We start from the raw sequence: 21,136 nt of genomic DNA, 5'->3' as shown, positions 1-21,136 counted from the left end.
TTTGGAGAAGCAAATTATAAAGGGAATTGTTACAAGATTTTGGCAATTCCCTTTATGATATTTTATTCTTCATATGTAGGAATAGTTTTAGCGCCATGCATTACAGTTGTAGAATTTGTCTTTTTAACAACTAAAGCTTCTTCTTTTTTACAAGAAACCATTAAAATAGTAATAGATAGAAATGATAGTAAGAATAATTTTTTCATGATTTTATATTTAAATTTATTTGTTTAAATGAAATAATATTTAAATATATAAACCTATATTTACAAAATAAAATATATTTTAATTATTATAATAAATATATATTTAATTAAATAAATTATTTATTTTTTAGTATATTTTTAATTTTTTTTTACTACTCATAAATATTTTTAATTTTATTAAATACATTTACTGTACCATATAAGCATTTACATGAAATTAAACTCTACTATCCTTGTACTACTTTTATGTTGTTTAGGTTTTGATGTTATTGCAAATAATGCTAAGGATACAACATTGGTGGATAATCTGAACAAAGAAGCATCGAGTTTAAAATTTTCAAATCCTTTAAAAGGAATTGAAACAGCAAAAGAAGCTTTAACATTATCAAAAAAAACTAATTATAAGAAAGGTTTAGGTGAAGCTTATCGAGTTATAGGCATGAACTATAATTTCTTAAATAAGAAAGATAGTAGTATTAAATACTACCATTTGGCATTAGATATATATGAAAAAATTAGATTTTCGGAAGGTATTGCAAGATGTTATAATAATTTAGGAGGAATTTATAAAAGTTTAGACCCAAACGAAGCAATCGGATATTACAAAAAGGCACTAAAAATTGCTCAAAAGTATGACATAGTAGATTTAATAGCTGGTTGTAATTCTAATATTGGTACTATATATATTGAAAAAAAAGATTATAAAAACTCAATTTCTTATTTTCAAAAAGCTATTGAACTATTCTCAAAACTTAATAATGAAATAGGTTTAGCCACATCATACTCCAATATTGCTATATCATATTATTATTTAAATGACAATAAAAAAGCTGAGTTTTATTGTTTAAAAGCAATTGAAATTTCTAAGAAAAACAAACTGCAAACCATTATTGTGTCTTGTTATGACATACTAGCATATATTTATTTAAAGAAAAACATGCTTGATAAAGCTCAGGAATTTGCTAATGATGGTTATTCTTTAGCTGTAGAGCTAGAAAATGAAAAGTATATTTATGAATACAAATTCCTCCAATATGAAATTGAGCTTAAAAAACAAAACCATAAGCAGGCATTAAAATATCTAAAAGAAGTACATGCATTGGATAGTGTTGAATATCAAAAAAATTTAGCGAATATTGTAAAACTCAACGAGGAACAAGTTAAAAACGCAGAAATTCAAAAACAATATGAAGTTGGCTTAGAACGCCAAAAAAACAACCGAATACTCTTTATGGCCGCTATCATCGTTTCTGCTCTTTCTGCCATTATTATTTTTATTTTAATAAGAAGTAAGCGAAAAACTGAAAAAAGTAATCAAGAACTTCTTGCTTTAAATAAAGAAGTTATTCGACAGAAAGAAGATTTAGATAGGGTTAACCTCAAATTAGAAGAAATTATTGCCGAGCGTACCAAAGACTTACTCAGTAAAAACCAAAAACTTTCAGAATATTCTTACCACCTCTCCCATCAAGTACGTGGCCCTGTTGCTACCTTAAAAGGTTTAATTATGCTTTCTCAGGATAATTTAATCGAGGAAAAAGAGTGTATCGTACAAATGAAAAAATGTGTTGACGATATTGATGAGCAAATTATGGATATCAATATAGCCTTGCATGACCCTTCTAGACACGGCTTAAAAAATCCGAATCAAAATGGTGGAAATCTTTAGTCATGAACATGAAGATTATTTCCTGACCATTCTTTAATTTAGCGTCTTGTTAAAAGGAGACGATTTGGATTATTTAAAAGGATTAAACACTTCACAAAGACAAGCTGTAGAACAAACACAAGGCCCAGTAATGATTGTTGCTGGTGCAGGTTCTGGTAAAACAAGGGTTATTACTTATCGTGTAGCACATTTAATATCAAAAGGTGTAGATCCGTTTCAGATACTGGTTCTTACTTTTACCAACAAAGCGGCAAAGGAGATGCGAGAGCGTATCATGAAGGTAGTTGGTGCTGAAGCCAAAAATATTTGGATGGGTACCTTCCACTCGGTATTTGCCAAAATACTCCGTGTAGAAGCACATAAAATAGGCTATCCTAATAACTTCACCATTTACGATACTGATGATAGCAAAAGCTTAATTAAAGCTATTCTGAAAGAGATGAATCTGGATGATAAGCTATACAACCCAAATTTTGTATATGGAAGAATTTCAATGTGCAAAAACAATTTGATATCAGCCGCTGAGTATAACCAGAACGAGCAAATACAGGCCGAAGATTTTTCTACCGGTAGAGGTATGTTGGGTAAAGTTTATGAAACCTATGCTGCCCGTTGTTTTAAAGCTGGAGCAATGGACTTTGACGATTTACTTTTTAAAACCAATGTTTTATTAAAAGAACATCCAGACGTTTTACATAAATATCAACATAAGTTTAAATACTTAATGGTAGACGAGTATCAGGATACTAATTTCTCGCAGTACCTGATTGTAAAAAAGCTAGCTGCTGTAAATTATAATTTATGTGTAGTTGGTGATGATGCGCAAAGTATTTATGGTTTTAGAGGTGCTAACATTCAAAATATCTTAAATTTCCAAAAGGATTATCCAGACGTTAAAATTTATAAGCTAGAGCAGAACTATCGCTCTACTCAAAATATAGTAAATGTTGCCAATAGCATTATTGCAAACAATAAAAACCAGTTAGATAAAAATGTTTTCTCTGAAAACGATATCGGCGATAAAATAAAAATTACTCGCTCTTTTTCTGATAATGAAGAAGGAAAAAGTGTTGCCGAATCTATCTTACAAGAAAGAAGTAATAACGCTCTAAATTGGAATGACTTTGCCATTTTATATAGAACAAATGCTCAGTCTCGTTCTATGGAGGAGGCTCTAAGAAAGCTAAATATCCCTTATAAAATTTATGGCGGTTTATCTTTCTATCAAAGAAAAGAGATTAAAGATTTAATAGCATATTTCAGATTAACATTTAACCCTAGTGATGAAGAAGCTTTTAAAAGAGTTATCAATTATCCGGCAAGGGGAATTGGAAAAACTACGATAGATAAAATTATCGTTGCTGCAGATCAGCAAAATCAAACCATGTTTGAAATCATCAGTAATGCTTCTCAACACCTTGATAATAGAGCAGCATTATCTGTTAGTAATTTTGCTACTACCATTAAAAGTTTTGCCGCTGTTGCTAAAAACAGCAATGCTTATGATGCTGCTTTGCATATTGCCCAGCACTCTGGCTTGCTAAAAGATTTATATGATGATAAATCTGTAGAAGGCTTAAGCCGATATGAAAACATCCAAGAGTTGTTAAATGGTATTAAAGAATTTTCTGAACGTGAAGATATCGAAGACAAAGGTTTAGATGTTTTTATGCAAGATGTAGCTTTACTTACCAATGATGATAATGATAAAGGAGACAATAAAGATACCGTTTCCTTGATGACCATACACTCTTCTAAAGGTTTAGAGTTTCCGCAAGTTTATATTGTAGGCTTAGAAGAAAACTTGTTTCCATCTCAAATGGCCTTAAATTCTAGAGCAGATTTAGAAGAAGAACGTCGTTTATTTTATGTAGCGATTACCCGGGCCGAAAAGAAATTGCATATGAGCTATGCAACATCTAGATTTAAGTTTGGTAGCTTAATTAATTGTGAGCCTTCTAGGTTTTTAGATGAAATAGACCCTAAATATTTAGAATTAGATTTTGTTAAGAAGGCCCCAGCAGGTAATCCGTTTTTTGAGAATGAACGTACACAATGGCAAAGTAAAACCAGTTCTAGTAATACTAGTAGCGGAGATTATTTTTCTAAGCCTAAACCACCGGTAGCTGGCAAAGTAAAAACTACTTCCCTATTAGCAAAAGCACATGTGCCTACCGAAGGGTTTACACCAGATGATACTTCTAACCTACAAGTAGGCGAAGAGGTAGAACACGAACGCTTTGGCTTTGGAAAAGTGATTAATTTAGAAGGCTCTAAGCCCGATATCAAAGCAACTATTTTCTTTAAAGAGATTGGGCAAAAACAATTACTACTGAAATTTGCAAAACTGAGGATTGTTAAAAATTAACGTGAAGAGGAATAAATAAAAACATTGCAATTTTATTTATTTTCTTAAATTGCAGCTTTTAGCTACAAAAATTAAAATTACATACTGTTTTTAACCCGCTTTTATTAAATTATTTTGATTGTTATAATCTCATAATCAAACGGATAAGTTAATCATACATAAAAAACATTATCAGTATAGAAAGAAAGCTTACACCATTTAGCTTTAATAATTCAAAAATGAATAACACTGTTGAAAATAAATTTGATTACAATACTTCAAGAGATAAACTCATCTTGGCAGAGTATGGTAGAAATGTGCAGAATATGGTTGAGTATATCTGCGAGTTACCCACCAAAGAAGAAAGAAATAAATACGCCCAAGTGGTGATAGATATGATGGGATTTTTAAATCCTCATTTAAGAGATGTTCCAGATTTTAAACATAAACTTTGGGATCATTTACATATCATTTCGGGTTTCAGGATAGATGTTGATTCGCCTTACCCTACTCCTACTAAAGAAGGCATCAATTTCAAACCAGAAGTTTTAAGTTATCCTCAAAACCGTATTAAATTTAAGCATTACGGAAAAACCATTGAGCTCATGATTAAAAGAGCAAAAGAAATTACCGAGCCTGAAAAAAAACAGCATATGGTAAATTCTATAGCTAATTTTATGAAAATGGCTTATGTACTTTGGAATAAAGATCATGTTGCAGATGAACAAATCATCTCTGATTTAAATGATTTATCTGGTGGCGAGTTAGATTTAAGTCAGGTTGTGTTAAACAAAGTTGATGTTAAACAAAATACTCCATCCAGCAACAATAACAACAATAATGGTCGCTCACAAAAGAACAACCAAAACAATAGAGGTGGTGGTGGCCAAAGACAAAATAATAACCAAAATAACAACAACAAAAACCGCCCTAGGAATTTCCAAAACAATGGTGGTGGTAAAAGATCAAACTAATCAAAACAAAAAATATTTTATATGATGAATGCATTTGAGATTCGTGGTGGTAAACCTTTAAAAGGAGAAATTATACCCCAGGGAGCAAAAAATGAAGCATTGCAAATTCTTTCTGCTGTTTTATTAACACCAGAAAAAGTTACCATAAGCAATATACCCGATATTAAAGACGTCAATAAACTTATAGAGCTTTTAGGAGACTTAGGTGTTGAAGTTAATAGATTATCAAAAGATACTTATGAGTTTACAGCAGCCAATATCAACTTAGAGTTTTTTCAATCTCAAACTTTTAAAGCAAAAGGTGGTAGTTTAAGAGGCTCTATCATGATTGTAGGTCCGCTTTTAGCCCGTTTTGGTAAAGCTGCAATTCCTAAACCAGGTGGGGATAAAATTGGTAGACGACGTTTAGATACTCACTTTTTGGGTTTCGAGAAACTTGGTGCTAAATTTATTTATAATGCAGAGACCAATTTCTTTAATGTTGATGCTACCGAATTAAAAGGAACATTTATTTTATTAGATGAGGCTTCTGTAACAGGTACAGCAAATATCGTGATGGCGGCAGTTCTTGCAAAAGGTACTACTACCATTTATAATGCAGCTTGTGAGCCTTATTTACAACAACTTTGCAAAATGCTTAATCGCATGGGTGCAAAAATTACTGGTATTGGTTCTAATTTATTAACCATAGAAGGTGTTGAAGCCTTAGGTGGTACAGAACACCGTTTATTACCTGATATGATTGAAATTGGCTCTTTTATAGGCTTAGCTGCCATGACAGAGTCTGAAATCACCATCAAGAATGTTTGCTACCAAGAATTAGGTATTATACCTGATGTTTTTAAAAGATTAGGTATTAAAATGGAATTGCGTGGTGATGATATTTTTATACCGGCTCAGAAAAGCTATGAAATAGATACTTTTATTGATGGTTCTATTTTAACTGTTGCTGATGCTCCTTGGCCAGGTTTTACACCCGATTTACTCTCTATCGTTTTAGTAGTGGCTACACAAGCCAAAGGCTCGGTATTGATTCACCAAAAAATGTTCGAGAGTCGTTTATTCTTTGTGGATAAATTGATAGACATGGGTGCACAAATTATTTTATGCGATCCACACAGAGCGACTGTTATTGGTTTAGATAAGAAATATCAGTTAAAAGGTATAGAAATGACTTCACCTGATATTAGAGCAGGAGTTTCCTTATTAATTGCTGCACTTTCTGCCTCTGGAAGGTCTACCATTTACAATATTGAACAAATAGAAAGAGGTTATCAAGATATTGATACCCGATTACGAGCACTTGGTGCTGATATTAGAAGAATTTAACTTCCAAACTCTCCTTTTTAGGAGAGTTTTTTGTTTATATGTCTTGGAAGTAGAAAGTACGGAGTAGAAAGTAGAAAGACCATCTTGCGCTCGTTTGCAACGAGTGCTTAAAATGGTTTTTCGATTATATCGATGACCTATGAGACCGGAAAGCCTTGTGCGCAACAGCCAATTAGTTCACAATCTCTATAAAACATAAATATCCGCCTCTATCGCCGGCGGGGCTCGTTCCTTTTGCGGGACCAAAAGGAACCAAAAGTCCTGAACAATCCCGCAGGAGCCTTTGTCGCACAAACCCTACCCACACTCAAAAAACAATTGGCGCTTATTTTTGCTCGTTTGTGCTTTATGAATGCTTTTACAAACTCGAACGCAAAACCGCATTCGCTATAGGCTTGGTTGTGCAAGATTTTTTAATTTCTGCTACTGTTTTTTCGTCTTTCCGGCTCTGGGGGATTGATCATGCGCTTCGGTTTAAGCTGTTTTATTATCAAAGTTTGTTCCTATCTAGTAGTAAAAAATACGGAGTATAAAGTAGAAAGTAGAGAGACCCTAAAAAGTGGATATTTAGGAACTACCTATAAACATAAAATTCATCTTTCCTAAGAACGAAGACGGCCTATGAAGATTTGGAAGTGTAGTCAAATAAATCTTCTGCATAAACTTTTATTAAACACTGTCGGAAAACAATCCGACGGGTGTTGTAGAAGTAATCATCAAGCAAAACCCTTCACACCACTCAGGATTGTGGCTAAAGATTTATTTAGACGAAACGACAAATATTCATCAGCCTTGATTTATTCATTTTTTGTTTATGGTTTTTCTTAGGCATTCATGAACTCGTTCCTCGTTTTTTGTTCAATTTTTATCAAGAAAAAAGTGCCTAGGGCTGGCCGCCTATGAGGCCGGAAAGCCTTGTGCGTAATTGCCAATAAAAAAAGAAACCACTACCTGCCGCTAGAGCAAAAACATCTTATTTTTAAACCTTAATGAATACTTCAATGGTAGGTTTTTTGATATGTCATATCATATTTAACGATATCGATTAACTAAATTTCACCAAAATCTAAAAATTCTTTAAAACTTAATCCTCAATTTAAGCTTTTAAGACTATATTTAGAACAAACACGTCACAATATGTCTAACCAAAAAGGAAATAATATCAAACATGTTCTTACACAGCTTATCACCGATATTTTTGAAAAAAACGGTAATAAGCCTCTCAATTATAAACAAGTAGCAGCTAAACTAAATATCAGTGATCCAGAATCAAAAAAAACTATATACGACGTTCTTAAAGATGTTACCAAAGAAGGTTTGTTTATAGAAAAAGAGAAAGGCAAATATCAATTACATGAGATTAAAACCTTTGTTACCGGTAAAATTGATATGGCCAATGATGGCTCTGCATTTTTAATCCCTGATGATACCTTTGAAAATGATATTTATATAGCTCCACGTAAGTTAAGAACTGCTTTACATGGCGATATTGTAAAACTATATGTTTACGCCAGCAAAAAAGGTAAGCGTAAAGAAGGTGAAGTAGTAGAAATCATCACCAGAGCTAAATTAGAATTTACAGGTTTGGTAAAAGTATCTCAGCATTTTGCGTTTTTCATTCCTGATGATAGAAAAATGCTTCACGATATTTTTATCCCTTTAGAGGATTTAAATGGCGCCAGAAACGGTGTAAAAGCATTAGCAAGAATTGTTGATTGGCCTGATGGCGCTAAAAACCCAGTAGGTATTATCAAAAGTATTTTAGGAAAACAAGGTGAGAATGACACCGAAATGAACGCCATTCTAGCAGAATATGGCTTCCCATTGGCTTTTCCTGAAGTAGTAGAAAAAGAAGCTAATGCTATATCAGACCAGATTTCTAAAGAAGAGATAGCTAAAAGAAGAGATTTTAGAAAAATCACCACCTTTACCATAGATCCTTTTGATGCGAAAGATTTTGATGATGCGATCTCTTTCCGACAATTAGAAAATGGAAACTATGAGGTAGGTGTTCATATTGCAGATGTTTCTCATTATGTCATACCAGAAACAGAATTAGATAAAGAAGCTTTTGACAGAGGAACTTCCGTTTATTTGGTAGACAGGGTGATACCAATGTTGCCAGAGCGTTTATCAAATGGTTTATGTTCTTTACGACCAAAAGAAGAAAAGCTATGTTTTTCTGCTGTTTTCGAATTAGATACAGAAGCAAATATCCAGAATGAATGGTTTGGTAGAACTGTTATTTACTCTGATAGACGTTTTGCTTATGAAGAAGTACAAGAAATTATCGAGCAAAAAACAGGTGATTTTGTTGATGAGATATTGACTTTAAATGATTTAGCTTATAAACTTAGAGACCGTAAGTTTAAACATGGTGCTATCAGTTTTGAATCTACCGAAGTTAAATTTAAACTTGATGATAAAGGCAAGCCTACTGGCGTTTATATCAAAGAACGTAAAGATGCACATAAACTTATCGAAGATTTTATGTTGCTAGCCAACAGAAGAGTCGCCGAGTTTATCGCTAAAAAAGGAAAAGGAAAAAACAAATTAACCTTTGTTTACCGGGCTCATGATTCGCCAAAACCAGAAAGCTTAGCCAATTTCTCTCAGTTTGCTTTAAAATTTGGGCATAAAATCTCTACCAAATCAGACCGAGATACAGCCAGGTCCTTAAACAAATTAATGGCAGATATTGAAGGTAAAAAAGAACAAAATGTATTAACTCAATTAGCCATCCGCTCTATGGCGAAAGCTATTTACACCACAAAAAGTAGCAGTCATTATGGTTTAGCATTTGATTTTTACACGCACTTCACCTCTCCTATTCGTCGTTACCCCGATGTGATGACACACCGTTTACTACAACATTATTTAGACGGTGGTGCCAATGCCAGTGCAGAACATTACGAAAAACTTTGTCAGCATGCTTCCCAAATGGAGAAAAAGGCTGCCGATGCAGAAAGAGCTTCTATCAAATATAAACAAGCAGAATTTTTGCAAGATAACATCGGGCAAACCTATTTGGGGATAGTTTCTGGTGTAACTGAGTGGGGAATGTATGTGGAAATTGAAGAGAATAAATGTGAGGGAATGATTAGGCTGAGAGATATTTCTGATGATTTCTATACCTTAGACGAGAAAAATTATTGTATTATTGGGCAAAGAAAAAAGAAAATCTATCAGTTGGGTGATGAAGTGAGTATCAGGGTAAAAAGAGTAGATTTAAGCAAGAGACAAATAGACTTTACGTTAATTTCCTAATCCATTATCTTTTACAGTTAAATGTACAGCATTTCTAATCTTCAACAATTAATCACCAGAGCTATAGCTCAACAAAAATATCCTGTAAACCCATCAGAACTGTATGAGCCTATCAGCTATCTCATGAATTTAGGTGGTAAAAGGTTAAGACCTGCTTTGTTGTTAATGGCTACAGACTTATTCAAAGGCGATGTTGAAAAGGCCATTAAACCAGCTTTAGCGATAGAAGTTTTCCATAATTTCACCTTAATGCATGATGATATCATGGATAAAGCACCTTTAAGAAGAGGAAATCCTACGGTACATGCCAAGTGGAATGAGGCTGTGGCTATCCTTTCCGGAGATGTGATGCTGGTAGAAGCTTATAAACTCATTATGCAGGTTAAAACTGCTATCCTACCAGATATTTTAAAGATATTTAATGATACTGCCGTTGGTGTTTGTGAAGGTCAGCAAATTGATATGAACTTTGAAAACTATCAGGAAGTAAAAGTTGATGAATACATCAACATGATAAGACTTAAGACAGCTGTTTTATTGGGCGGAGCATTAAAAATTGGTGCTTTAATTGGCGAAGCAGCAGAAAATGACGCTCAGTTATTGTATGATTTTGGTGAGAAACTAGGAATTGCTTTTCAGCTTCAAGATGATATTTTAGATGTTTATGGCGACCCAGAGAAATTTGGAAAACAAGTAGGCGGAGATATCATTTCTAATAAAAAAACCTTTTTACTGATAAGAGCTTTAGAGCTTGCGCAAGGAGCACAAAAAGAAGAGCTTCAAAATTGGCTAAGTAAAACCACATTTAACCCACAAGAGAAGGTTACAGCCGTTACCGCTATTTATAACAGTTTAAATATTCAGGAAATTGCTAAAAAAGAAATGGAAAACTATGCAGCTAAAGGCTTAGCTTCTTTAGACAAAATTGCAGTTGATGAAGAAAGAAAATCTGTTTTAAAAGAGTTTGCGGATATGCTGATGTTGAGAGATAATTAATATTTACTAATGTTATCGCTCAAAAATATTCATCATATTGCCATTATTTGTAGTAATTATTCTGTTTCAAAGCATTTTTACACTCAAATATTGGGATTTAAAATTGTAAGAGAAGTATACCGCGAGGCTAGAGATTCTTACAAACTAGATTTAGCCTTGGGAAATAATTATTGTATAGAATTATTTTCTTTTCCTGAACCTCCTCTACGCTCATCATTTCCTGAAGCTTGCGGACTAAGACATTTGGCATTTGCTGTTGATGATTTGGAGAATGTTAAGTTAACACTAGAAAATCAGAACATTAAAGTTGAGGATATTAGAATAGATGAATTTACTGGTAAAAAATTCACTTTTATTGCTGATCCTGATGGATTACCTATAGAATTTTACGAGTGTTAGTGTAACAGAAATCTGAAATAAAAGCTATCTAAAATTGCGTACCTTTGCGCCCAAATGATTGCAATAAATAATTTAACTTTCCGTATAGGTTCAAGAGCTTTGTATGAAGAAGCTAACTGGCATATCAAACCAGGAGAAAAAATAGGTTTAATTGGTGCTAATGGAACCGGAAAATCTACACTTTTAAAAATTATCGTTGGCGAATATACGCCTTCTGAAGGTACTGTTTCTATGTCTAAAGACATCAAAATAGGTTACCTTAACCAAGATTTACTTTCTTACGATTCTCATCATACCATTTTACACGTAGCTATGGAAGCTTTTGAGCGTCAAAACCAGCTGCATGATGAAATTGAAGTATTACTTAAGAAGATTGAAACTGATTATTCAGACGAACTCATCAATAAATTAAGTGATAAACAACAAGAATTTGAGGCTTTAGACGGTTATAATATTGAGTATAGAGCCAATGAGATTTTAGCCGGATTGGGTTTTAGTACAGAAGACCAACACAGGCCATTAAACACCTTCTCTGGAGGTTGGCGTATGCGTGTCATGTTAGCTAAAATATTACTACAGAACCCTGATATTTTATTGCTGGATGAGCCTACCAACCACATGGATTTACCTTCTATCAAGTGGTTAGAAACTTATTTAAATAGCTTTGAAGGTGCAATTGTGATTGTATCTCACGATAGGTATTTCTTAGATAGAATTGTAAACCGTATTGTAGAATCTCGTAAAGGTAAATTAACCATCTATTCTGGTAATTACTCGTTCTATTTAGAAGAAAAAGCTTTAAGAGCAGAAATTCAAAAAGGCGAATTTAAAAACCAACAAGCTAAAATTAAGCAAGAAGAGCGTTTGATAGAACGTTTTAAAGCTAAAGCATCTAAAGCAAAGATGGCTCAATCCAGAATGAAAGCTTTAGATAAAATGGAGCGTGTTGAGGATGTTGACGATGATAACCCTACCGTAAACTTCAGGTTTAAATTCTCTAAACCTTCAGGAAGGCATGTTATCAGAATAGAAAATGCATCTAAAAGCTACCCAACTATAGATATTTTAGAAAACGCCGAGGCAGTAATAGAAAAAGGAGATAAAATAGCTTTAATTGGAGCTAATGGTAAGGGTAAGTCTACCCTATTAAGAATTATCGCAGGTACAGAAGCTTTTAGCGGTAAATGTGAAACCGGGCATAACGTTACCACAACCTTTTTTGCACAGCACCAGTTAGAATCTTTACACTTAGATAATGCTATTTTAGAAGAATTACAGGCTTTTGCACCTAAACATTCTGATACCGAGCTACGCTCTATTTTAGGATGTTTCCTTTTTTCTGGTGATGATGTATTTAAGAAAATTAGGGTATTATCTGGAGGCGAAAAATCTAGGGTTGCCTTGGCTAAATCCTTAACTACGGATTCTAATTTCTTGATTCTGGATGAGCCTACCAACCACCTAGATATACAATCGGTAAACATCTTAATACAAGCCTTACAGCAATATGAAGGTACTTTTATAGCTGTTTCTCACGATAGGTATTTCTTAGACAATGTGGCTAATAAAATTTGGTTTATTGAGGATAAACAAATTAAAGAATATCCGGGTACTTATGCCGAGTATGAAGAATGGCAAGCCAGAAGAGCAAAAGAGATTGTTCCGGGTGGAGGCATTAAACATGCTAAAGTAGAAAAGGCAAAGAAAGAAGAAGCTAAGCCACAAGTTTCTGATGATAAAGCTAAACAACTGAAAAAGCTAAATCAGCAATTGCAAAAGCTTGAAGATGATGTAGCAGCACAAGATAAATTGGTGAAAGAAGCTGAAGCTGAAATTGCCAAAGAAGAAGTTTATAGTAATCCTCAAAAATTAAAAGAGGTTAACGAGCGTTATTATCAATTAAAAGAACAGTTAGGTGCTTTACAATTACATTGGGAGCAACTGGCTGATGAGATTTTAATTTTGGAAGGCTAAATATTAAATAAACTTAATGGTATGAGAAAGAGTTTGATATATCTGTTTTTAACGCTATTAAGTTTATCTTCTTTTGCACAAAAGAAACCTAAAAAAGTTAGGGCTTTTGTTGCTCCTACGCCAGAATCTGTGACGGTTTATGATAATAAAAATTATATCCCAGAGATTAAAAGTGTAGAGTTTTTTAATGCCGAGAAAGACCAAAGCTTTCCGGTTTTAAATTTAGGTAGCAGTCAGCAAATTATTTTAAAGTTTGATGATTTACGTGGTGGAAGTAGAAATTTGTTTTACACACTAGAACATTGCGATGCTGATTGGAAACCTTCGTCCTTATCTCCTATTGAGTATTTGCAAAGCTTTACCGAAGAGCGTATTAATAACTTTAGATATTCCTTTGGAACTTTTATTAGCTATACGCATTACGAGTTAAGCTTGCCCAATAGCAGTATCATCCCTAAAATATCTGGTAATTACTTACTTAAAGTTTATGAAGATGGCGACCAGCGTAAAATACTCATCAGCAGAAGGTTATATATTGTACAAGCAAAGGTTAATGTACAAGCAGAAATTACACAATCTGCAATTGTAGCTAAAAGAGATGAGCGTCAGAAAATTAATATCAATGTTGCGCATCCGGGTTTGGCTATTCAAAATCCTTATCAGGAAATTAGAATCGTTACCTTAAAAAATAACCGTACAGATTTAATCAAAACCATCAATAAACCTCTTTTTGTAAGAAACAACTTATTGGTTTATGCAGATAATTTAACTAATGATTTTGATGGCGCTAATGAGTTTAGAAGGTTTGATACCAGAAGTTTAAGGTTTAAATCAGAACGAGTAGGGCAAATTGTTCTAGATAGCTTATATAGAATTTTATTATTTCCTGATGCTGTTTTAAATACGCCAAACTATTCCTATCAGTTTGATGAAAATGGCAAGTTTTACATCATCAATCAAGATGGTAATAGTGATGACTATGCTGGTGATTACGCAGCTGTAACTTTTACCTTAAACGCCGAAGAGCCAGATGCAAACGGACATGCTTACATCATTGGGCAGTTTAATGCTTACCAAAAAAATGCAGATAGCAGATTGATTTATAATCCTGAAAGCAAACAATTTTCAAAAACGATGCTTTTAAAGCAAGGTGTTTATGATTATAAATACACTTGGGCTACAGAAGATGGCAAAATCATCAATGATAATGCTTTTGATGGTTCTTTTTTTGAAACCGAGAATGATTATCAAATAATGGTTTATTATAGGGCCCCAGCTTCAAGATTTGAAGAATTAATAGCCTTTAGAGAATTAAACAGCAGACAATTACCCAGAACAAACTAAAATATATGAGCGGCAAGAAAGCAAAAGATTCATTAATTACCATGAACGAGTTGGTATTACCCAATGACACCAATACCCTAAACAATTTAATGGGTGGTCGTTTATTACATTGGATGGATATTGCGGCTGCAATTTCTGCACAAAGACATAGCAACCGTATTGTGGTAACCGCTTCTGTAGATAATGTTTCTTTTAAGCAGCCTATAAAATTGGGCGATGTGGTAACGATAAATGCCAAAGTTACAAGGGCTTTCCATACTTCTGTTGAAGTTAGGTTAGATGTTTGGGCAGAAAACATTCCGTCAGGAACACGTATCAAATCTAACGAGGCTTATTATACTTTCGTAGCTTTAAATGATGAAGGTAAAACAGTTCCTGTTCCAGAGTTAATTCCAGAATCTGATGAAGAAAAAGCACTTTATGATGGCGCTTTAAGACGCAGACAGTTACGACTTATCTTATCAGGAAAAATGAATCCTGATGATGCTACAGAACTAAAAGCTTTGTTTAATGCAGCTAAGCAGTGAGGAGAAATTAAAAATTCAAAAGTAAAAATTAAAAAATCACTCAATCAAAAATCAATCAATAAGTCTTTATCCGGCTCTGTGGTTAAATAAATAAACGATGTAATCGTTAAACCATGTTAAGCACTCGTTACAAACGAGCGCAATGTAAGAGAATTAAAAATTCAAAAGGGAAAATTAAAAATTCAAAAAAAACCAATCAATAGAAATTCAAAAGGGAGAATTAAAAATTCAAAAAAACCAATCTATCATTCACTCATTTAAAAATCAATAAATAGAAATTCAATCCTTCAATCAATAAAAACAGCTTACTTCTTCGTTCCTCATCGAAATAACGGCCCTAACAATCTAACCACCTAACAAACTAACAAACCAACCATATAACTAACTAACCACCTAATAAGGTCTTTTCAATATCGCTTCATTAATAACGGCTTGTCTTAAATCAAAGTCGTAGCTTTCTTGTTCTTCTTTTTTGGGTTGTGAAATACCATGTTTATGTTTTTCGTGGATAGCCCTGTTTTCTATAACTTCTGCACTAGGGATTTCAGGATTATAATAATCAGCAGGTTTCTTATCTGTAGATCTTAATCTTTCGTAAACCATACGTTCATACTGTTCTTTTTCGTATTTTTCTGGCTTAGAAAGTTTATAATCAGGTTTAAGTTCGGTAGCCTCAGTACGCTCTTCTATCATAGGTTGGGTTTGTACCTCATCTTTAACCGTAATTTCTGGCTGTTCTGGGATGCTTAAATTACGTTTTCTAGCCTTCTCTTGCTCTTTTTGGAAGTTTTGGTAAGCTTTAAAGAGAAAAAGTGCGATAGGTGCTAAAATGTATATGAGGTTTTCCATACTGCAAATTAAGAAATTAATTAGTTTTGAGGAATTAAAAAGATACACTGTTTTTATTAACGCATGCAGTTAAACAAATTAGAAATTAAGGGTTTTAAGAGTTTTGGAGATAAGATTACCATCAACTTTAATGAAGGCGTAACCGCTATTGTAGGGCCAAATGGTTGTGGTAAATCTAACGTGGTAGATGCTATCAGATGGGTTTTGGGCGAGCAAAGTACCAGAATGCTGCGATCAGAGAAAATGGAAAACATCATCTTCAACGGCACAAAATCCAGAAAACCTGCAAACCTTGCTGAAGTATCTTTAACTTTTGACAATACCAAAAACATCCTGCCGACAGACTTTTCGCAGGTAACCATAACCCGTAAACTTTATCGTACGGGCGAATCAGAATATCGTTTAAACGATGTACAATGTAGGCTAAAAGATATTACCGATTTATTTTTAGATACTGGTATCGGGCCAGACTCCTACTCTATCATCGAGTTAAAAATGATAGATGAAATCATCACCAACAAAGAAAACTCAAGAAGAGCTTTATTTGAAGAGGCATCAGGAATATCCAAATATAAACTCCGCAAAAAGCAAACTTTTAATAAGTTAAAAGATACCGAAGCAGATTTAAGTCGGGTTGAAGATTTACTTTTCGAGATTGAAAGAAACCTTAAAACCTTAGAAAATCAGGCTAAAAAGGCAGAACGATATTATCGATTAAAGGAACAATATCATGCTTTAAGTATTGTATTGGCATCTTTCAGGATTATTGGTTTTAGAGATTCGTTAGCACATTTAGATGAACGCGAAAAAGAGCAATTAGAAGTTAAACAAGGTATCAATACTTTAGCTGATCAGTTGGATGCAGACATCCAAAAACATAAATTTAACAACCTTACAAAAGAGAAAAACTTATCTGTTCAGCAAAAAGCTACTAACGAGTTTGTAAGTAAAATTAGAGCATACGAAAGCGAGAAAAAGATTAAAAACGAACAGCTTAAGTTTTTACAAGACAAAGAGAGTAAACTTAATGATGATTTAGAGAAAGATAAAACACAACTTAATCACGTTTTTTATAATATCAAACGCTTAAACGAGGAAAGATTACAGGAAGAGCAAAATCTGCAAAGCATCAGCGCTAAATTAGAGGCTTTAAAAGCCGAGGTAGAGGAATTGCGTATACAACAGCAATCATCTAAACAAGGGCTAGACCAAATGCAAAACCAATCTAATGCTTTGCAAAATCAGGTTTACCAGGTAGAGAAAGATATCGAGATTTTAAATATCCAAAAGGAAGCTTTAGACCAAGAAACGCGTAGAAATATAGCCGATACCGACTCTAGAAAAATTGAATTATCTAATTTTAATAAGGCTATAGCCGATATTTCTGAAAGTTTAGAGAGTAAGAAACATCAGCTAGAACATTTACAAGAGCTAGAAGAAGAATTAAAGGAAAATTTAGCTTCTACAGAGGCTATTTTAGCCGATAATAAAGAACAATTTAACAGCATCAGCAGAAAGCTGGATGCCAAACAAAATGAATATAACCTTACCAAAAGTATGGTTGACAATTTGGAAGGCTTTCCAGAATCTATTCGCTTTTTACGAAAGAATACCCAATGGACAAAAAAGGCTCCGCTACTTTCTGATATTCTTTTTTGTAATGAGGAGTATCGTGTAGCCATAGAAAATTTTCTAGAGCCTTTGATGAACCATTATGTAGTAGAGCAATATGGCGATGCAATTGAGGCTATACAGCTTTTAAGTAATTCTTCAAGAGGAAAAGCTAACTTCTTTATATTAAACAATTTAGAAGATAAAGAAGTGCAAGAATTAGCAGCTCCAGAAGGTGCTATACCCGTATTATCTGTTACAGAAACAGATAAGAAATACAAAAAGCTATTCAGCCATTTGCTTAGTCATGTCTTTTTAGTTGATGATAGCCGAGAGCAAGATTTAAATGCTGAACTTTTAAATTCTCCTATGGTATTGATAGGAAAATCAGGAAAGTTTAATAAGAGTAAATACACCCTTTCAGGAGGTTCGGTTGGTTTATTTGAGGGTAAAAGAATTGGTAGGGCTAAAAATCTTGAAAACCTCAATAAAGAAATTAAAGAGGCAGAAGTACAGCTTAAAAAACTTAAAGACCATATAGAAGAAGGCGCTTTAAAAGTACAAACACTTAAAGCCGCTACTAAAATACAGGAGATTAATACCTTATCAGCTCAGATTAATCTTCTACAAAACGAGTTGATATCGGTGCAAACCAAACAAGAACAATATCAATCCTTTATAGAAAACAGTCAGAATAGAAAACAGGATATTGAGCAAAAGCTACAACATATAGCTTCAGAATTATTAGAAAAACAGCCTTTAATTGCCGATTTGATAGCTCAAAAGCAAATCATAAACGAGCAATTGATAGAACAACAATTGGCTTTTAACGAGCTTAGCGAGGTTTTAACCATGCGTTCCTCTGCTTTTAATGCCGAGAATATCAAATTCCACCAACAGCAAAATAAAGTTAGCAGTTTAGATAAAGATTTAGAGTATAGAGAATCACAACAAGAAAATCTGGAAAATAGAATTAATAAACACAGTGCCGAGCTAGAAGAAACCAAGCTTACCATTAAAGATACTTTACAGTTTGTAGACCATGATGATGAAGACCTTATTGCCATGTACAACCAAAAAGAAGAAATGGAAAAAGCGCTTCAAGAAGCAGAAAAAGACTATTATGCGGTACGTGGTTTGGTTAACGATTTAGAAAATCAGCTATCAGAAATCAGAAGAAAAAAAGAAAATACAGATGTTTTACTAACGGAGATTAAAGACCAGAAAAACAACCTCAAACTAGAATTAAATGCTTTAAAAGAGCGTTTATCGGTAGAGTTTAATATAGAAATTGAAGATTTATTAGATACCGAAATCCCTGAAGGAGCCGAAGAACAAGATACCAAAGAAAAGGTAGATAAAATCAAAAAACAATTGGATGAATTTGGCGCTATCAACCCCATGGCTATGGAAGCCTATAAAGAAATGGAAGAGCGTTATACTTTTATTCAGGCTCAGAAAAAAGACTTATCAGAAGCTAAAGCCTCTCTTTTACAAACTATAAAAGAGATTGACGATACAGCGAAAGAGAAATTCATGGTAGCTTTTACTCATGTAAGAGAAAACTTTATGCGTGTTTTCCGCTCATTATTTAATGAAGAAGATAACTGCGATTTAATTCTTACCAACCCGGATATGCCTTTAGATTCTGATATTGATATTATTGCCAGGCCAAAAGGTAAAAGACCATTGTCTATCAATCAATTATCAGGAGGTGAGAAAACCTTAACCGCTACAGCTTTATTGTTTTCGCTATACTTATTAAAACCTGCACCATTCTGTATTTTTGACGAGGTTGATGCCCCGCTAGATGATACCAATATTGATAAATTCAACAATATCATACGTAAGTTTTCTAACGAATCTCAGTTTATTGTAGTTTCTCATAACAAGCGTACCATTGCCAGTACAGATATTATTTATGGCGTTACCATGGTAGAACAAGGCGTTTCTAGAGTTGTAGCAGTTGATTTAAGAGAAGTAGCCTAATTTATGCCACCAGCAAGAAAAACAACAAGCCGTACAACTACTAAAAAGCCAGTTACCAGAAAGAAAAGAAGCACCAAAAAGACTTTTGCTCAAAAGCATAAACTTAAGTTTATCATTACTTTGGTTGTTCTTTTATTGTTTTCCCCTTTATATTATGGCAAACTTTTTAGAACAGCTGTTTCTACAGGTAGGTGGGTTAAAGACTTATTTATTTTTGATGAATACCCAAATGATGATGAGTTTGGTATCCGTATTCCGCGTAAGTACCATGTTCATGGTATAGATGTTTCTTCCTATCAGGGTAAGATTAATTGGGAAAAAGTGGTGGCAATGGAATCATACAACGTAAAGCTATCCTTTGCGTTTATCAAAGCTACAGAGGGTGTTACCTTGGTAGATAGTTATTTCCAAAGAAATTGGCGAGAAAGTAAAGAAGCAGGTATCATTAGAGGAGCTTATCATTATTTTAAACCTAAAAAATCTGGTAAATGGCAAGCTAAGTTCTTTTTGCAAACTGTTAATTTAGAAGCCGGCGACCTCCCCCCTGTTATTGATATTGAAGAAACCGGAGGATTAAGCAAACTAGAACTTCAACTAAATTTACAAGAGTTTCTTAATGAAATTGAAGCCAAAAGCAAAACTAAACCTATCATTTATACGGGTTATAAATTCTTTGAAGATAATTTAAAAGAAAAGTTTGGCGATTATACTATTTGGATAGCTCATTACTATCAGCCTAAGCTTAAACTACCAGAAACAGCTTGGCATTTTTGGCAACATGCCGATAATGCCCATATAGATGGTATTAAAGGTAAAGTAGATATGAATGTTTTTAATGGCGATGAGGTAGATTTAAGTACTTTATTGATTCAGAAAAGTTATTAAAATATAGATGTTGGGGATATTCATCTTATGCTTGTTTGCAACGAGTGCTTAAAGTCAAAAGTACAAAGTAGAAAGATGCCTAAATATTAGATAGTTTATACTTATTACTTAATAACGGATATTTAGGACTTATAACCTAATCAAATTTAACCAATGAACTAATTGTTGCTCATGCACTTCGGGATAATCTATTTTTTTATGAATGGTTGTTCCTTTCTGGACGTAGAAAGTATTGAGTAGAAAGTAAAAAGACCTCAATAGCTTAAATTTAGATATAGTAGAAGGTAGCGTATAAAGAACCTCCCCCTATACCCCCTCAAGAGGGGGATACTTTGCAAATGGATGAGGATTTGTCTTTTAAAATAAGATTTCTGTTTATAATACACTTGATAGGTATGCCGTCAGTATCTCCCTTAGGAGGGAGAATCAAAGAGGGAGGGATTTTAAGAATAAAGTACAGAGTATAAAGTATAAAGACCCTAAAGAGCGGATATTTAAGAACTGCCTTTTAAGTATAAAGTACAGAGTATAAAGTATAAAAATGCCTAAAAAGCGATATTTAGGGACTTCCAATAATATTAAACCAAACTTACCGAAGAACGAGGACGGCCTATGAAGATTTGGATTGAAGGCAAATAAATCTTTTGTATAAACTTTCATAAAGCACAGGCGGGAAACAATCCGACGGGTGTTGTAAATACTTTCATCAAGCAAAACCCTTTAGAACACTCAGGATTGTGGATAAAGATTTATTTAGACGGAACGACAAA

Annotated in this window: 14 protein-coding genes; 12 read left to right on the top strand and 2 right to left on the bottom strand. The window is 33.5% G+C overall.

Going from position 1 to position 21,136, the window contains the following annotated elements; genetic code table 11:
- Positions 1-62 precede the first annotated feature (62 nt).
- Positions 63-206, bottom strand: coding sequence for a hypothetical protein (locus GJJ64_RS04440; protein ID WP_154286528.1), 144 nt, complete (start codon positions 204-206; stop codon positions 63-65).
- 211 nt (positions 207-417) lie between these two features.
- Between GJJ64_RS04440 and GJJ64_RS04435 the strand changes: the two genes are divergently transcribed.
- The 10 genes from GJJ64_RS04435 to GJJ64_RS04390 all read left to right on the top strand — a co-directional run bounded on the left by GJJ64_RS04435 (position 418) and on the right by GJJ64_RS04390 (position 15,032).
- Positions 418-1,875, top strand: coding sequence for a tetratricopeptide repeat protein (locus tag GJJ64_RS04435; protein ID WP_154286527.1), 1,458 nt, complete (start codon positions 418-420; stop codon positions 1,873-1,875).
- Between the two features lie 64 nt (positions 1,876-1,939).
- A complete protein-coding gene (locus tag GJJ64_RS04430; protein ID WP_154286950.1) occupies positions 1,940-4,243 on the top strand; it encodes an ATP-dependent helicase in 2,304 nt (767 codons plus the stop codon).
- Positions 4,244-4,461: 218 nt separating this feature from the next.
- Positions 4,462-5,196 carry a DUF4290 domain-containing protein gene (locus GJJ64_RS04425; RefSeq protein ID WP_154286526.1) on the top strand — a complete coding sequence of 245 codons (735 nt, stop codon included), beginning with the start codon at positions 4,462-4,464 and terminating at the stop codon, positions 5,194-5,196.
- Between the two features lie 24 nt (positions 5,197-5,220).
- The gene (gene murA / locus GJJ64_RS04420) at positions 5,221-6,525 is read left to right on the top strand and encodes a UDP-N-acetylglucosamine 1-carboxyvinyltransferase (RefSeq protein ID WP_154286949.1); all 1,305 of its coding nucleotides are present in this window, start codon (positions 5,221-5,223) and stop codon (positions 6,523-6,525) included.
- Positions 6,526-7,662: 1,137 nt separating this feature from the next.
- The gene (gene rnr, locus GJJ64_RS04415) at positions 7,663-9,792 is read left to right on the top strand and encodes a ribonuclease R (RefSeq protein ID WP_154286525.1); all 2,130 of its coding nucleotides are present in this window, start codon (positions 7,663-7,665) and stop codon (positions 9,790-9,792) included.
- A 21-nt stretch (positions 9,793-9,813) separates the two neighbouring features.
- A complete protein-coding gene (locus tag GJJ64_RS04410) occupies positions 9,814-10,788 on the top strand; it encodes a polyprenyl synthetase family protein (protein WP_154286524.1) in 975 nt (324 codons plus the stop codon).
- A gap of 9 nt (positions 10,789-10,797) precedes the next feature.
- The gene (gene gloA2 / locus GJJ64_RS04405) at positions 10,798-11,187 is read left to right on the top strand and encodes an SMU1112c/YaeR family gloxylase I-like metalloprotein (protein WP_154286523.1); all 390 of its coding nucleotides are present in this window, start codon (positions 10,798-10,800) and stop codon (positions 11,185-11,187) included.
- Between the two features lie 54 nt (positions 11,188-11,241).
- Positions 11,242-13,161, top strand: a complete 1,920-nt coding sequence (locus GJJ64_RS04400) for an ABC-F family ATP-binding cassette domain-containing protein (protein ID WP_154286522.1) — start codon at positions 11,242-11,244, stop codon at positions 13,159-13,161.
- A gap of 21 nt (positions 13,162-13,182) precedes the next feature.
- Positions 13,183-14,505, top strand: coding sequence for a type IX secretion system plug protein (locus tag GJJ64_RS04395; protein ID WP_154286521.1), 1,323 nt, complete (start codon positions 13,183-13,185; stop codon positions 14,503-14,505).
- A 5-nt stretch (positions 14,506-14,510) separates the two neighbouring features.
- The gene (locus tag GJJ64_RS04390) at positions 14,511-15,032 is read left to right on the top strand and encodes an acyl-CoA thioesterase (RefSeq protein ID WP_154286520.1); all 522 of its coding nucleotides are present in this window, start codon (positions 14,511-14,513) and stop codon (positions 15,030-15,032) included.
- 393 nt (positions 15,033-15,425) lie between these two features.
- On the opposite strand, the gene GJJ64_RS04385 is transcribed toward GJJ64_RS04390, so the two are convergent.
- A complete protein-coding gene (locus GJJ64_RS04385) occupies positions 15,426-15,881 on the bottom strand; it encodes a hypothetical protein (protein WP_154286519.1) in 456 nt (151 codons plus the stop codon).
- Between the two features lie 63 nt (positions 15,882-15,944).
- On the opposite strand from GJJ64_RS04385, the gene smc reads away from it, so the two are divergent.
- Positions 15,945-19,481 carry a chromosome segregation protein SMC gene (gene smc / locus GJJ64_RS04380; RefSeq protein ID WP_154286518.1) on the top strand — a complete coding sequence of 1,179 codons (3,537 nt, stop codon included), beginning with the start codon at positions 15,945-15,947 and terminating at the stop codon, positions 19,479-19,481.
- 3 nt (positions 19,482-19,484) lie between these two features.
- Positions 19,485-20,366 (top strand): glycoside hydrolase family 25 protein, encoded by an 882-nt coding sequence (locus tag GJJ64_RS04375; protein WP_154286517.1) that lies wholly within the window; start codon positions 19,485-19,487, stop codon positions 20,364-20,366.
- Positions 20,367-21,136 lie beyond the last annotated feature (770 nt).

It is taken from the genome of Pedobacter puniceum (assembly GCF_009674685.1).
In the GTDB taxonomy this organism is placed as follows: Bacteria; Bacteroidota; Bacteroidia; order Sphingobacteriales; family Sphingobacteriaceae; genus Pseudopedobacter; species Pseudopedobacter puniceum.
Note: the sequence above shows the minus strand (reverse complement) of the source record. Positions and strands in the feature narration are given on the sequence as shown.